Here is a 15,850-nt window from a genome sequence, read left to right as displayed (position 1 = left end):
GCGCAGCATCATCCAGGCAGGCGAGGGCGAGCGTTGGAGCTACCTCAAACGTTTGAGGGTCGCTGCGGTTCAGAGAGTGTTAGTCTGGATGTTGGGGCGGCAAGGCGGGGGACGTGATGATCGGCAAATCTGAGTTCGATGCGGCGCCGGCGGTGCAATCGGGGAATTTGAACGGACACAGCGTTGCCGCCGTGGTGGCAAGATCGCTTCCCGGAGGCTCGCAGTACCTGATTGGCCATCCGGGCCGGACATTGGCGGACTTAGTGCCGCCAAAGCGCCGGTGGACGATAAACGGTGATTTCACCACGCTTCGACGCAATGGGATAGCGCGTTATGCCCACGAGGTGACGATGGCTCTCGACGCCCTTATTTCCGAAGGGCATCCCTTGGGTCGCGACCTTGAGATCGATCTCGTGGTGCCGCGCCAGCCTGCCGAGCCTCTTCATCTGAAGGCAATCGCGGTGCGGGTCGTCCCCGAATTCAACAGGCCTCGACTTCCCCAGTTCTGGGTACAGGCGCAGTTGCCCTGGCATGTGCCGGGAGGGTTGGTGAGCTTTTGCAACCTCGCACCGGTCGTGCTGAGACGCCAGATCGCATGCATCCACGACATGCATACAAGGTTGATGCCGTCGAGCTACGGGCGAGGGTTCCGTTGGGCTCACCGCCTGATCCTTCCGCTGCTGGGCAGGCGGGCTGCACGGATCACTACGGTTTCGCAACTCTCCCGCAGTCATTTGGTCGCGTTCGGCATAGCGCGCGAGGAGAACATTGTCGTTACTTACAACGGCAGCGACCATGCTAAGAAGTGGGACGCGACGATATCATCCTTGGCTGTCAATCGGGGCAGGCCATATGTCGTTTGCCTCGGCCGGCGGGATCAAGAATACAAGAACATGGGGCTTCTCGCTAAGCTCGCATCGTTTCTAGATGAGATGGGCCTCGATCTGTGGATGCCGGGTGACATCGACGAAACCACGGTCTTGCGGCACGTCCCGAAAATGCCGGCGAACATCATCCTTCTTGGGCGCATAAGCGATCACGACTTCAAAAAGGCGCTTGAAGGCGCCCTCTGCTTCCTGTTTCCATCACGGATCGAAGGCTTTGGGTTGCCCGCTATCGAGGCTATGGCGTCGGGTTGCCCGGTCATAGCCTCGACTTCGCCCTGTTTGCCTGAAATCTGCGGAGATTCCGCACTCTATGCCGATCCGGACGACGTCCAATCATGGATCGAAAACGTTCGCCAGCTAGCGGTCGACCCAGATATGCGCAAGCGAATGGTTGGCAAGGGCCATACCAGGGCGAGCAGCTATTCCTGGCGCTGGATCGCTTGGAAATATCTCGAGCTTATGATCCAGGTCGACGCCGATTTCGGGGAAGTCTACGGGTAATTGACCGCGAGCGCAGTTACCTCGTTGGTTAGCGCACATCGCAATCAATTTGAGTCATCCTCGGCAGTCACCCCCCGCTCATCCGGGTGCTGAATCGGGGCAGCGGCACTCCAATGGTCATGCCGCTTGATGGCTAGGTTGTAGCCTCCAAAGGAGGTAACGCGAAGCTTCCCATATCCATTTTGACCAATTGCTCCCGTGTCCCGCAGTTCCGACAATCCCAATATTGATCGTCGTGCAGGGAGGCATGATCGCCATGTCGTTTCGTTTCGCAGCCGCGACTGCTTTGTTGCTGATAGCATCGGCGCCCGCATCCGCCGATTTGCTCTGGGGCGTGAACGGCCATCCGGTGATTTCCTACCCGGATGTTCCGATCGAAAAACAACTCGATTTCGTCAAGAACCTCGGTCTCAAATCATACCGGGTCAACATCACCGCCGCAGATCAAGGAGATACCCTTGCTCGGGTCGTGAAGGCCGGTAAAGAAAGAGGGATCGAAATACTCCCCGTGATCACGCCGGGACTAGACCTGGACAAGCACGATCCGGAAGAACTCTATAGTCAGGCCCGGCAATTGGCGGTCGTCCTTGGGGGCAGGTTCAAGAACGATATCCGCGTTTGGGAACTCGGCAATGAGATGGAAATCTATGCCATCATAAAGCCCTGCGAGAAACGCGATGACGGATCACAATATCCATGCAGCTGGGGGCCTGCAGGTGGAACCGGAGCGCTCGACTACTACGGTCCGCGTTGGGTGAAGGTGAGCGCTGCCCTCAAGGGCCTGTCCGACGGCATGACAGCAGTTGACCCGAGCATCAAAAAGGCAATGGGTACGGCTGGATGGGGCCATACCGGCGCCTTCGCGCGGATGAAACAGGACGGAATCGCCTGGGACATCTCGGTCTGGCACATGTACGGGGAAGATCCGGAATGGGCTTTCCACGAGATTTCCGCCTACGGCAAACCCATCTGGGTCACCGAATTCAACAACCCCTACGGAAGTCAGCACAGCGAGCGGCAGCAGGCCGACGGCGTCAAACAGGCAATGACACGGCTTCGCGAACTCCAGGATACGTACAAAGTCGAAGCGGCGCACATCTACGAGTTGCTGGATGAGACCTACTGGGCGCCGAGCTTCGAAGCCAATATGGGGCTGGTTCGACTTAGCAAGAACAACAACGGCAAATGGATAGCCGGTGAACCAAAGCCTGCCTACATGGCTGTTCGCGACATTACCCGTGGCCCGCAGCCGTTGCCCAAGCCACACCGAGATTGCGCCCCTGAAGCAAAGTTTGCCGGCCGGTTCACCTATGTCCATCAGATAAATTTTGCCTATTGCCTCGTCCTTGGCCATGATGGCGATGCCGCAGGGTTGGATCGGTGGTCGCCAGCCCTCGAGAACGGAGACGCCACGCTCACTGCCGTGATCATGGAAATGTTCCGCTCCGACGAATTCGAGGCCAAATATGCCACGATTGGCCTTACCGACCGAGCCTATATCGGCTTTCTTTACCTGATGCTGCTGGATCGCCCCGCAGACAGTTACGGCATCGAAACCTATTCCCGTCAGTTGCGGGCAGGATCAATGACGCGTGATAGCATTGCCCTTGGCATCGTCAGCTCGAGCGAATTCAAGTCCCGACATGCTGCCCTGCGCAACGCCTCGGATGTGCCCGCGCCCTACTAAGCAGGACAAGACGCTGGTTATGGCGGCGGCATTTGCAAGTCCATTGCTCCGCCTCCGGCCACAAAAAGCGCCGGCAAGTCGATTGCCGCGATCGACATGCCAGGCCGAGATCATCAGACAGATGCATCACGTCGCGGACTTGGACCCGAAATTGCTTGTTGCGGTGGCCGCGACACACGCATTGTTACTATTGGAACCGATGTGTACCGCTCTTTAGACGGTCGGCCAGGCGTGCACGAAGCCCCGAGGGAACGATATTCGTCCATAGGTGCAATCATTGGCAGCCTTTTTGGTAATCGCGGAATCTTGAGTGGACATGGAGGATTTTCGTTGAGGCTGGAGTGTCCTGCACCCAGCAGAGCCTCGTCCTGGCAAAACTATCATTTGCAGCATCGGGCATGACAACTGATTCCAGGTGGTTCCCACCCACCGCCAAGGGGAGGAAAACCATCGGTGCGCCGAGGGTTGACCTCGGCGCACCGCCTGAAACCACTCACTCTTGCGCGAGAGCGCCTTCCCCGAAAAGATCGTTGACCTTATAGGCGACTTCCGTCCTATTCGTCGCCTTCAGTTTTTTCATGATATTTCGGATGTGCACCTTCACCGTGCTTTCGCGCAGGTTCAATTCGTAGGCTATGATCTTGTTCGCCTTGCCGCGCCGAAGCGCCTGAGCCACTTCAGCTTGCCGATGCGTGAACATAGTCGTCAACGGACGCGTGTCGCGGCTGCCTGAATCGATCAGATGGCGCATGGACAAAACGCTGCTGGCCGGTACAAAGATGCCGCCAGCCGCTGCCAGATTGACGGCTTCGACACAGACATCAATACCAACTGAAGTCGGGATGTACCCACGTGCACCGCATTCAAGCGCTGTTAGTATTTGCCCGAGATCATCTGTGTCAGACAAAATTATTACCGGAACAGAGCTGAACTCTGAAGAGATTAATCTAATCTCATCTGCAATGCCGCGGTCGGCTAATTTACGCCCGCCAAGGTTGAATAGAATGGCAGCCAGAGAAGGGTAAGACTCCTTCTTTATGCGCCATTCTTCGATCGCACCCATGGCGGCAATGGCCATACCGAGATCATGGTCTTTAAGGGCTGATGCCAGACATTCCCGGTCCAGGGCCCTTCCGTCCAGNGGCAATGGCCATACCGAGATCATGGTCTTTAAGGGCTGATGCCAGACATTCCCGGTCCAGGGCCCTTCCGTCCAGGATAAGTAGGCACTCTTTGTCGGCTTGTTCGTTACCCCTTCCCGTACTGTTCAAAGCAGCTTCTCGTTGACTTGCCGAATCGAAACTATGCAGTCCGATTGCAGAAACCATACTAGTACCCCAACTTTGCCTATACACAAAGCGACCCTCTGGCGGTCGCCATAACCCCCTCACAATTCCTGGATTTTTTGAAGTGTTCTACCCGTGAAGGCTTAGCCGGATCTCTCCAGCTTAGACGCTCATCATTTCCCCCTATGCCACCTGGAATTGTGTAGATTATGCTATACAAGCGGGTGCTAATCTAAGTTAATTTTCGGTGAACTTTTTTCTCACGTCATAGAACTCGCTGATGCGCGGCCAACAGGGGCTGGTCGACACGCTCACTTCATTGAATAACAGTTCGAGATTGGCAGTGCTGTCATGCTCATCCGATAGGCGGAAGCTGGGCAGACACTCCTCGGTGGCAAACTACCCCAAAGGCTTCGTTGACGAGATACGTTGCCAAGACGAACATGGATTTGCCGGCGTCTGCCCGGGCTTACGCGGTCTGTCTGCGGATATAGCGAAGACAGGATAGGGGAGCCACTCGCCCGCCCCAGTGGCTCCCCTATCGTTTTATGGGAGCGGCGCGCCGGGACAGCAAACAAGAATCCGCCTGCCAGCTTGGCTGGCAGGCGGATAGATGCTCCTGGACTTAACGCTTGGACCTCAGGCGTTTCCCTGGGGATCCGTCTCACTCAGACACCGCCCACCCCTTGCATCGCTGGAGGTCACGGTTTCGAAGGCATCGATCAACTTCTTGGCGGCTTTGTTGGCAACGTGGGATTCGGGATACTGGGCGGTCACAGCCCGCGCCCGTTCGTAAATCTCCCTGAGTTGCATCATCTGCTTAGGGCCAAATGGGCCATGTATAACACGGGCGGTCATACCGCTTGTCCTCCTCATGGAACTCTCGAGAACCCACCCCGTCACCAAGAGCACCCAATAATCTCCAACTTAACACGTCATTTCACGATTGTAAGCACAACCTGCCCGCTGGCCTGTGTATAAGAGTGACGTTTCGCGCCGTCGAGGCGTTCTTTAGGGTGCGTTTGCCAATTATCCGTTTGCAGGAAGGGGTAGGCCGGAATCGGAACGGCCGGCGGGTCGAAGGGTCCCGGACGTGTCGGCCTATGCCGCGCTTTGCTTCTCCAGCTGCAGGCAACCAACACGACATTTGGGCACCAGGCTGGCAGCCATTTTATCAGGCTCACCGGCAAAATAACTTTGCGCCGTGGGATCTGCCGCTGCTCGGGGCTACGGCTTCTGCGGAAAGCAGGACTACGCCGTTTGGCTCTCTTGCCCAAGCTATGCACCTGTCGAATGATGCACTCATCGGATAGCGTCTTTCGAACGCTAGAATGACCAACAGGGAGAGAGGCTCAGTCAGCAATGCAGGTTTCTCTGCCGGGTCTTCTGGTGTGCGCGGCCATTCTGATCATTGCATACTATTCCCGAGGAATGCTGATAGTTGGGCTGATTGCTTCCCAGGCATTCGGCGCTACCGCCGTTATGAGCCTGACTTTTTTGGGTGGGTCTTCTCCGCTCATCTACACCATGTTCGAGGCTCTGCTCGTCGCTGCCGTCGCTGCCAGACGACATATATGGATCGACTTAGGAAAGGTGTTTGGGAGCATCCGCGCGGTCTGGGTTCTTGCGGGCGCTATGGTTTACGCAGTTATTGGAGCGTGGCTGTTTCCAAGGTTCTTCGCCGGGCAGACGGCTGTCTTTGTCCAGTCGAAAATCCGCGGCACCGTCGTGGAAGCTTCGCTGGCTCCGGTTTCCGGCAATACCTCTCAGACAGGCTATTTCATTCTCGGTGGGCTCACGACCATCGCGCTTTGCACCCTGTTGCTGCACTCTGACAGGATAGACCAGCTACGCCGTGGGTTCTTTTTGTGGTGCGGCCTGCATGCTGGCATGGGGCTGATTGATTTCGTCAGCAAAAATGCCGGCGTGGGCGACGTACTCGCCCCGATCAGAACCGCCAACTATGCGATCATAAGTGACGCCTACGAGGCCGGTTTCGCACGCATCACAGGACCTTTTTCCGAGGCCTCTTCGTTTGCCGGCGCCTCCCTGGCCTGCTTGGCATTCTCCTATACATACTGGAGAATGACCAGGTCCCGTCTCGCCCAGTGGCTGTCGGCCATCCTGCTTTTCCTGACCATCCTGTCGACGTCCTCGACCGCCTATGTTGGCCTCACTCTGCTGTGCATTCCGGTCGCCCTCTCAATGTTGGCATCAGTTCTCAGGGGACGAGTCGAGCGGGAGGAGATATTGATCACCGTCCTGATGGTGCTGGGCGTGGCCCTTGTTATGGGCGTGAGCCTCTACCGGGCCGACGCGCTGGATCCCTTCGTCAGGCTCATCAACAGCACCATCATCAACAAGGCAGCTTCCGCCTCGGGCAACGAGCGCACCTATTGGAACCTCAAGAGCCTGCAGTCGTTCGTTGACACCAGTGGCCTTGGCGTGGGCTTCGGCAGTTCCAGGGCATCGAGCTGGCCGATCGCGGTTCTGTCCCAGCTTGGCTTCTTTGGGTCTCTGATGATGGCCATGCTGCTCGGTGTCCTGACCAGGGGATTGGGCGGGGTACAACAATGGGTGACGCCTGAGACGGCTGCAGTCGCAATGAGCATCAGGAACGCCGCCTTCGCCGCCATAATTGCCAACTCGGTGTCGGGCGGCAGCGCTGACCCAGGCCCCATCTTCTGCATCGCAATCGCCGTCGTCTCCGCCACCAGGGTCAGCGCCTTACGCATGGCAGCAGGATTTGAAAGACACAATCGCTATCAGGCGGCACAGCCCATGCCTGCTATCGATGCCGCTTAGGCGACCGGAACGCTACGCGACGCCCAGTGCCACTCGAGTTGTTTTGCCAGCGATGCCGGAAAATCGGACTACTGCTTTCGTAGCCATTCACTGCTTCGCCGACTCCTTGTGATATTTGCGCGATCTCAGCAGCCGTATGCAGTGCCATGTGTCTTTGGCTCTAGGACGAGCTGATAAATGTAGGCTTGCGTTGGCAGCGGGCAATTTGCGATTGTGATATCGCGAGGCCTGCCCTTTTGGCAGCTACTCCAGAGGCGAGGTACGCCCACGCTTCAACGAAACGTCCGGCCTGCTTTATCCGCTCAGCAGCAGGCTTCGCCAGCCCTGCAGGAAGCGCTGTTTAGAAGCGCGCGAGGCAACGTCCCGCAGTTCGCGGCTGGCCTGTGCCTTTTCGCTCGAACTGCGTGAAAGCGCTTGCCGCATCGCCTGTCCGATTGCAGTCGTGTCGTGTGGAGGAACTTGCACGCAGACTCCTTCCACCGCTTCCACCAATGCACTTCTCTCGGAGACGATCGGTAAGAGGCCCATATGGGCCGCCTCCAAGGCGGGCATTCCAAACCCTTCCAGAAGGCTCGGCAGAACGAATGCCTCAGCGTTCGCGTAGAGCCATCGCAACTGGCTGTCCGGCACATATCCCGGCAGCACCGTCCCTGGTATCGATTTCGCAAGATCGATGATCTTCTCGCGGCCGTCGCCTCGCGAGCCGCAAAGCACGTATTTGATACCTTGCTTGTAGAACCCGCCGTTTCGATATGCCTCAAGCGCCGTGATCTGGTTCTTGCGTGTTTCAAAGGCGCCGACAGTCAAGAAGAATGGCCCTTTGACAGCAGGAAGGGATTCCAGGGATCCATCAAACAGGCCCGTACGCACGTACAGCGGAATGGTGATCAGGAATCGGAAATTTGACCCATAGATGGAGACGAAATTATCCTTCGACCAATCGCTGACGAAAACAATCCCGGGCCTGTGTCTGCGGATTTTTTCATATGCGACACGGTAATTCTCAACGGTTCCAGGGTCATAGAGGAAGCTGTGGCTCAAAGGGCCGACGTCATGGCAGAGCACGACATCTTTTTCAGCCAGCTCTGACCTCAGCACAAAGAGCGGATCGAGAAAAACCCGGCTGTAGCCATCAGCGGCTTTGCTGCCGATCAAGCAATATCGGCTATCCTTAAGCCAATTGATTTCCAGCATCATCAGCCTTGCCGCGATCTTGCGCGCCAGCCCTCCGGGAGCCACCGCGCCAAGTCTCCAATATCGAACCCGTGCGTGCTGTGGTACGAACTCCTGGCAAAGGTCCTTTGCGATATGCCAAGCACCAGTCCGGTTCAATATCGATAACGAGTTTTCAAAGAGTGGACGACCAACGGCGAGAGCCCCGAAGGGTTCGGAACAAGTCGATCCAACTCTTCCCGCCGCCCTCCGTGGACCTTGCCGCTTTTCAATATCCAACGACCGTTCTCCAGATAGGGGTATCGAACCCATTGACGGCATTCATCCAATGCCACGGAAAAAATTGTCGTAAGTTTCAGTATGGTCGTGAAAAGGTATCGGGTAGTGGCTTTTTGTCAACGGAACCAGAGGACAAGAGGCTCCTTTAAAGGAGCAAGTTGGGTCTAACCTTATTGATAATAGTTGCCGCAGCGGGAATTCAGCCCAGCAGACTCCGAGCGTTCTTGCGCTCGCGATCATCCGCAGGCATCAGGCTGACTGTGCGTCATCGCTGGCGGCGCGCTATCACATCTGTTGCCGTGCTGGCCCATGTGGGTGGTACCGTCTCAGATGTGCTCGCGCGCGCCGATACGGCCACTCGGCGCCAGGGATGAGGGCAGGGATGAGGTGCACTCCTTTCCCTGCCTTCAGCATCGCGAAAGTCGTAAGCCCAGCCAGATAAGCATACACTGAAAGGCAGCGGCGCGGACGGCCCCAAAATCGAGACCTTCATCGTGGTCGAACACGGAGGCTGTCGGCCTTCTTCGACATCCTCGATCCGAGCCCGCGTCCATTCAGCTCCGATGCAGACTGCGCCAGGCTGCCGGCCTCAGCGCGATAAGGCACGATCTGTAAGTCGGCGATAGAGCGCTCTGCCGCCCCCGGCTCCTTCCATCATTCAAAAACAACTTAGATGGATGGGTGTTTGGTGTGGATAAGCCTTCAACGGTCATTGGTCCCGCGAGGCAGGCCGAGCACTCTTGCCGTATGAAGGCGGAGTACGTTGAACTAGTCTTACTGGAGCAATCTCTTGCCAACGCTGGCGGGATGACCCGTCCGTTTTTCGATCGAGTGAGTGATGTCGCCGAGAAAACGGACGGTTCCATCCTGTTCGATGTTCGCGTCGATGGCGACATGCGAATCCAGAGGTTGGCGGCAATTGGGTATGGTGCAAATGGCACCGTCGCAATCATTATGGACAAGCAAGGGCAACTTAGCTCCGCTCCGATAGACGGCGACGAGAACAAAATTGTCGAACTAACCGTGTGGTGTTCTCTGCCGATGGCTGAGCAAGCCCGCGTTAGCTACACGGGCGCCATCGCGCTTTTGCTTACGAAGCTTCGTCAGGCGGGATTCCTTGAATGAAATGGCCGCTTAAAGGGCCGCCGTTCAGCAAATCGAGCAGAGATGGTATGGGGAAGCGACTCGCCTTTGCCGAGCTTGGCGCCGTCAGCACGGTCACCCAGGCGCGCATTGCGGACCAGAACTCGACGGCACGACCCAGTTGATCGGCAACCAGATGAAGGAAAACGGAGCACGGATATATGACCGCCAGGGGGGCAATTGGCTTCCGCACCAAACCTAGAATCCGCTGGATTCTCATTCGTGGCTGACATGCGTTTGGCGCGCTCGCACTATGCGGGTCTCAACCCGGGGCGAGTTCGGCAAGTTCGTCGGCCGCTTCACTAATACCGAGTGCTGCTGCGCGCTCAAGCCATAGGCGACCGGCTGCCGGGTCGCGCTCCCCAGCGATACCCCTTGAGAAATAACGCCCGAGCATGAGTTGGGCTTGGCCGTGCCCACGTCCAGCAGCGGCGGAGTACCATTTCTGCGCCGCCGTTTGGCTGACCCGCACGCCCTGGCCAGTTCCATACATGGCGCCAAGTGCAAACATCGCTCCAGCGTGACCGTCGAGCGCGGCCCGCTCGAACAGCTGCATAGCTACCTTTGGCTCACGCGCGCCACCGCGGCCATTGAGCAGCATCTCGGCAAGCGCCACCTGGGCGTCGAGCAGGCCGGCATTGGCCGCCCGAGCAAACCAGAGGCGGGCCTGCGATAGGTCGGTCACCACGCCGCGTCCATCTTGCAGGAGACGGGCGTACATATATTGCGCCTCGGCGACACCTTCAGCCGCGCGCCTTAGCCATTGCGCCGCTTGGCCCTCGTCCTGGCGGACGCCAACGCCATTGGCGAAGCAGAGCCCAAGATTGAACGCGGCGATCAGGTCCCCCGATGAAGCGGCCGCTTCGAACCATCCGGCAACGCTTGCACGATCATCCGGCTCGCCGGCTCCTTCGAGAACAAGATTGGCGAGATCGACCTGTGCTTCCTGATTGCCGCCAAGTGCAGCGGCGCGTAGCCAGCGTGCCCCTTCTTCGAGATCCTGAGCCACGCCGTTGCCCGTCAAATAAAGCGAGGCCAAAGCGCGGGCGGCGGCCTGATGGCCCGCTTCGGCCGCCCGCCGATACCAGTTTGCGGATTCTGCAAAATCCGGCCGCTGCGTCTTTACATAGCGATCGCCAAGGAGATAGGCAGCCTCAATATTGCCCGCCAATGCAGCGCGCCGCATCCACGCCTCTCCAGCAGATATGTCCTGGTCGACAAATGCACCATCAATCAGTGCCAGTCCCAACCGGAACTGAGCGGAGGGAAGGCCTTTTTCTGCAGCAGCCTGATAGAGTTGAACGGCTGCGTTGATGTCGCGCACGACGCCGAGCCCGTGCTCGGTAAGGACCGCGAGAAGGTAGATTGCGGTCGGCAGACCGGCGTCGGCGGCGCGTCTTACCTCGTTTGCAATCCTGACCCTGTTTTCACGTTTGCCACTACGGGCGAGCGACAGGGCAAAGCCGAGACACCCCTCGGCGCAGCCGGCAGAAGCCGACTTCTCGTACCATCGGTGCGCCGCATCTGCATTGCGCATTGCTTTGGGACCGCTGGTAAGTATATAGCCGAGGATCGCCTGTCCGGTGGCCGAGCCCGCCTCAGCCGCCTTGGTGGCAAAATCGAACGCCGCTGTGAAGTCCGGTTTGCCCGAGGAATCCGCCATGAACAATTGGTCGGATTCGGAGCCCTTGCCGTCGCCTTCCTTAGCCACCAGCCCGGTCAGGTAGAGAGCAGCGAGCAGCGCTTGCGCATCGGCGCTCCCGTGGTTGGCTGCCCGCAGCAGCCATCGCGCCCCTTCCATACGGCTTGGCGGCACACCCGAGCCTTCGAGATAGCAACGCGCGACCCGGTACTCGGCCTCGACGATCCCCGCGCGCGCCGCGGTCGCCATCAGCGGAAAGGCTTCTGCGGGCTTGCCGCTGTCAGAGAGCTGGATCGCTCGGCGCAACGCTGCCGCCGGGGAGGCCAAGACAGTCAGCCGATCCAGGATTGTCATCGATCCGAGCCTCCGAAAACACCCTGCGCTATGGCTCCCGCATGGCTTCCTGGCCGATCGGGAGCATCACACCGAGAATATATTTGAGCACTGTGCGGCGGCCGACCTTAACGTCGGCGGTCACCGGCATGCCAGGGCTCACGGTGAAACCGGTAGGCACGCCGTGGAGGGCGACTTGGTCGATGGAAATCCGCGTGCGATAGAACGGTTCGGCGTCCGAAGGCAGCATGGCCAGTGAGCTGTTCGGATCACGCGCCTGATCCTGCGCAGAGAAGGAATCAGGGCTGAGCGTCCGCACGGTGCCATGAGCAAGGCCGTATTGCGAATAGGGGAAGGTATCGAACTTGATGACCACCGGGTCGCCGATATGCACAAAGCCGCTGCTGCGGCCGACGATGTTTGTCTCGATTTCAAGCTGCGCGTTGGCCGGCACCAGCGTAATCAAGCGCTCGCCGGACTGCAGGACCGAACCGACCGAGACCTTGGCCACGGATTGAACGATCGCGTCTGCTTCGCTCTTCAGCTCGACCAATTGCTTACGCAGCTTTGCCTTGTTGTGAAGTTCACGGGCGTCCGACATGCGCGAACTGGCTTCGGACAGGCTCTGTGAAACATCCGCTCGCCAGCCCTGAATATAGCCGTCGCGCTCGGCGGCCACCGCCGCCTGCTGGAGCTTTGCGGCTTGCGCGGTCTGCTCGGCATTGCCGAGCGCCCGGGACATTTCCGCGCGATTATCTTCGGCGAGCAGCGTGTTGAGGCGGCTGCCCACCTGCCTTGCTTCGAGCTGCTTGCGCATCTCTTCGATCGAGCCCGCGACCGCGAGCCGCTGGCGGTAGCCATCTGCATCCGATAGCGACCGCGAGATTACGGAACTGAGTTCGTCGCGCTGCCGGTCGAAATTCTCGACCTTGGCGTCATAGACCGCTTTGCGGCGCTCAAAAATCGATGCCTGCAAGGTCCAGCTTGGGTCGAGACCGTCATAGTTGAAGGTCTGGCCGTCCGCTTCGGCTTTCAACCGCGCGACTTCAGCTTCAAGTGTCGAAACCTGCATCCCGAGCGCCGCCAGATCGGCAGAAGCAAAAGTCGCATCGAGGCGAGCCAGCACCTGACCGGCCTGCACGTGCTGTCCCTCACGAACGTCGATCGAGCGCACGATCGCCGTCTCCAGCGGCTGCACGACCATATTGGGCGATTTTGACACCACGAGTCCTCTGGCCGTTACAACCTGATCGACCGGTATCAGTCCGGCCACGGCGATCAGCGCGATGACCAGGCTCGCGATGATCCAGACGATGCGCCGCGCCGCCTGCGGAATAGGAGCATTGGCGACAGCCGTCGACGGCCACTGGAATTCGAGTATGGCTGGCGTCGTCAGATCCCTCGTTTCCATCCGATGCCGCCGAGAGGGGAGGGTGATGAGAGAGGTGCTACTCATGGGTTACCGGACCTGAAGCGCATCTGAGTCGTGGCATCGTCAAACCAACCGCGGTGGGATGGCGACCGGGCGGCCATGACGGCCGTCGAGGTGCCGGTTTTGCTGCGACCACAGCTGACGATACAGCGCGCAGCGCTCGAGCAGTGTCGAGTGCGGCGCGACGTCAAGGACCTTACCTTGATCCATAACCAGGATGTTGTCGCATTCTGTTAGCGAGGACAGCCGGTGCGAAACGATGATCATCGTGCGGCCGCTGGCGATGCGCATAAGATTGGCGCTTACCACTGCCTCGCTCTCCGGGTCGAGCGCGCTGGTCGCTTCGTCGAGGATGAGAATGGTCGGGTCGTGGATGAGGGCGCGTGCGATCGCCAGCCGCTGCTTTTGACCGCCTGACAAATTGGGCGAACCTTCCTCGATATAGGTGTCAAAGCCATTGGGCATGCGCTCGATGAATTCCTGGGCGCCGGCGAGGTGCGCGGCGCGCATGGCATCGGAAAGCGTCAAGCCTGGACGCCCGGCGATGATGTTATCGCGGATCGACCCGCGAAAGAGAAAATTGTCCTGCAGGACCACGCCGAGCCCTTGACGAAGATGGCGTAGGTTGATCTCCTTGAGGTCGACGCCATCAAGTTTGAGGAAGCCACTGTAGTCGCGGTTGATTCCCTGTAGGAGGCGCGCGATCGTTGATTTTCCCGAACCGCTACGCCCAACAATGCCAAACATGCTGCCGGCGGGAATGTGGAAGCTGACCCGGTCAAGCGCCGGTGTCTTTGTAGCGATGTAGCTGAATGTCAGGTCGCTGAAAGTGACCTCGCCCACAAACCTGGGTCTCAGGCCGGTGGAATTCGAACTGCTCTCCAGCGGCCGGTTGAGAACCGAGGCCGCCTCGCCAATAGCTGCACCGACCTCCTCGTAGTCTTCAACCAGTCGGGCCAGGCCGACCAGCGGCTGCGCTACGCGCTGGGAGATCATCATGAAGGCAAACAGGCTGCCAACCATATAGCCCGAGCGGTCGTTCAATGCGAGATAGGCGCCGATCAGCATGGTGCCGAGCACCATGACGCGTTCGATCGGCGTGACTAGCGTCTGCGGCCAGCTTGCAAGCTGCCCGAAGGCGAGGCGAGCCTTTCCGGCTTCCGCTACGCGCTCATCCCAGAGCGCCTTGCGCTGCGGCTCGAGGCCGAGCGCCTTCACTGTCTTGATGCCGACGACAGTCTCGCCAAGCGCTGCCGACTTCCAGGTCTCGGCTTCGACCACTCGCTGATATCTGCGGCGCAGCGGTCTGAGAAAGGCAAGGATGATCAGCATGATCACGGCCGCGCACGCCATTACCACCCAGGCGAGCGTGGCGTTGATGTAGAACATGACCGGTATCAGCACGCACAATGTGATCAGATCCAGGAACGTGCTGAGAAGTTTTCCGGTCAGGAACTCTCTAATACGATAGACTTGGGCCAGATGATACATCGTCTCGCCGGCCGGATGACGCTCGAAATAGTCGAGCGGCAGGCGCAAGAGCCGGCTAAAGACGTGCAACTGCAGCTTGGTGTCCAGACGGGCGCCGACGACGTTGATGATCAGTCGCCGCGCATGGCCAAGAAGTGTCTCATAGGCGAAGACCACGGCAATCACCGCAGACAAGAGCAGCAACGTCGAGATGCTGTTGAACTGCAGCACCTTGTTGACCAGCGCCATTACGATGAGTGGCGGCAGGATGGTCAGAATGCTCAGCGTGAACGAGGCAATGGCTATGTCGCGCAGGGGCTGGCTTTCTAGCCGCACCAGTTGGGTGAGCCAGTGAAGGGTGAAAGGCGCATCCGCCGCCACGTGCGACCGTGTCGCGCGCAGCAGCACCGCCTCGCCCGTCCACACCCGCGACAGCCGAAGCTCGTCGATGGGGGTGGCCTCACCGTCGTCCGGCGCGTCGGCACTTTTGAGGAAGACGACATTGCGCTCCGCACTCGCTCCGGTCAGGAGGGCCGCGCCGCCATCGCTGAACAACAGCACGACCGGTCCGGTATCCTGGAAGCGCAAAAGATGCGACCAGCGGATACGCAGGGCACGCGCCCACATGCCGGCGGTCTGCGCCCATTCGGAGAGATCGGTAGCGGTCGGAACCGCGCTCGCTGTCCTGAATTCGTTGGGGTCGAGTTCGACGCCATGATAACGCGCGGCCTGCAGTACTGCCTTGATGCGTGGCCCGATCTGGTCGCGCTCGGCGGGACCGCCGGGGGTCCGCGCCGCCGCGTTGTGGCCGCCCGCTTGGCGCGCTGCGACGTCGCCTTCGGCGTCGGCACGGATCGAGGCCGGCTGGTTTTCGGCGTTTACGGGCACGTTTACCATGGACTTCTCATCCGGTACGCAGGGCGAGGGTTCGAAAATGCCCAAGCCGAGGTATTTCTGCCGAGGTTTCCGGCAACGCCGCATTATACTTCGAACCGACCGGCCACGCGACTCTGATGCCAATCCCTGTTTGAAAATGATGAACGCGCGAATTCCGCTCTCCCGCGAAGTCCGCGCGTACGTTTCGTCCTGTGTGGTCATGGTGGCTGACCATGGTCGGGAACCCAATAACCTGGAATGATCAGCGCGCGGGTCCGCTTTCCAGCGAAGCCCGCGCGCCTGGTTTAATCTGGACCATTTCCTGTCCAGGTTCAC

9 protein-coding genes are annotated in these 15,850 nt (G+C 59.0%); 4 read left to right on the top strand and 5 right to left on the bottom strand.

Features of this window, described 5'->3' with window-relative positions; genetic code table 11:
- The first annotated feature begins 116 nt into the window (after nucleotides 1-116).
- Both X727_RS163365 and X727_RS163370 read left to right on the top strand, forming a co-directional pair.
- Nucleotides 117-1,388: a glycosyltransferase family 1 protein gene (locus tag X727_RS163365; RefSeq protein WP_023697341.1), complete on the top strand. Its 1,272-nt coding sequence runs from the start codon at nucleotides 117-119 to the stop codon at nucleotides 1,386-1,388.
- A gap of 256 nt (nucleotides 1,389-1,644) precedes the next feature.
- Nucleotides 1,645-3,075 carry a DUF4214 domain-containing protein gene (locus X727_RS163370; RefSeq protein WP_023715466.1) on the top strand — a complete coding sequence of 477 codons (1,431 nt, stop codon included), beginning with the start codon at nucleotides 1,645-1,647 and terminating at the stop codon, nucleotides 3,073-3,075.
- A 493-nt stretch (nucleotides 3,076-3,568) separates the two neighbouring features.
- Here X727_RS163370 and X727_RS163375 read toward each other — a convergent pair whose 3' ends face one another.
- Entirely contained in the window at nucleotides 3,569-4,240 is a 672-nt protein-coding gene (locus X727_RS163375; protein ID WP_031199989.1) for a response regulator transcription factor, read from the bottom strand.
- Nucleotides 4,241-5,723: 1,483 nt separating this feature from the next.
- Here X727_RS163375 and X727_RS163380 point away from each other — a divergent pair.
- On the top strand, nucleotides 5,724-7,166 hold the full coding sequence (locus tag X727_RS163380; protein WP_023833438.1) for a hypothetical protein: 1,443 nt from the start codon (nucleotides 5,724-5,726) through the stop codon (nucleotides 7,164-7,166).
- A gap of 294 nt (nucleotides 7,167-7,460) precedes the next feature.
- Here X727_RS163380 and X727_RS163385 read toward each other — a convergent pair whose 3' ends face one another.
- Complete coding sequence (locus X727_RS163385) at nucleotides 7,461-8,363, bottom strand: glycosyltransferase (protein WP_245274099.1); 903 nt, start codon at nucleotides 8,361-8,363, stop codon at nucleotides 7,461-7,463.
- Between the two features lie 945 nt (nucleotides 8,364-9,308).
- On the opposite strand from X727_RS163385, the gene X727_RS163390 reads away from it, so the two are divergent.
- The gene (locus tag X727_RS163390; protein ID WP_245274098.1) at nucleotides 9,309-9,743 is read left to right on the top strand and encodes a hypothetical protein; all 435 of its coding nucleotides are present in this window, start codon (nucleotides 9,309-9,311) and stop codon (nucleotides 9,741-9,743) included.
- Between the two features lie 280 nt (nucleotides 9,744-10,023).
- Here X727_RS163390 and X727_RS163395 read toward each other — a convergent pair whose 3' ends face one another.
- The 3 genes from X727_RS163395 to X727_RS163405 form a co-directional block, all read right to left on the bottom strand.
- Complete coding sequence (locus tag X727_RS163395; RefSeq protein WP_245274097.1) at nucleotides 10,024-11,709, bottom strand: SEL1-like repeat protein; 1,686 nt, start codon at nucleotides 11,707-11,709, stop codon at nucleotides 10,024-10,026.
- Between the two features lie 76 nt (nucleotides 11,710-11,785).
- The gene (locus X727_RS163400; protein WP_023697333.1) at nucleotides 11,786-13,192 is read right to left on the bottom strand and encodes an HlyD family type I secretion periplasmic adaptor subunit; all 1,407 of its coding nucleotides are present in this window, start codon (nucleotides 13,190-13,192) and stop codon (nucleotides 11,786-11,788) included.
- Between the two features lie 39 nt (nucleotides 13,193-13,231).
- Nucleotides 13,232-15,850 carry a peptidase domain-containing ABC transporter gene (locus X727_RS163405; protein ID WP_245274096.1) on the bottom strand — a complete coding sequence of 873 codons (2,619 nt, stop codon included), beginning with the start codon at nucleotides 15,848-15,850 and terminating at the stop codon, nucleotides 13,232-13,234.

The organism is Mesorhizobium sp. L103C105A0 (assembly GCF_000502215.1).
GTDB lineage: Bacteria > Pseudomonadota > Alphaproteobacteria > Rhizobiales > Rhizobiaceae > Mesorhizobium.
Note: the sequence above shows the minus strand (reverse complement) of the source record. Positions and strands in the feature narration are given on the sequence as shown.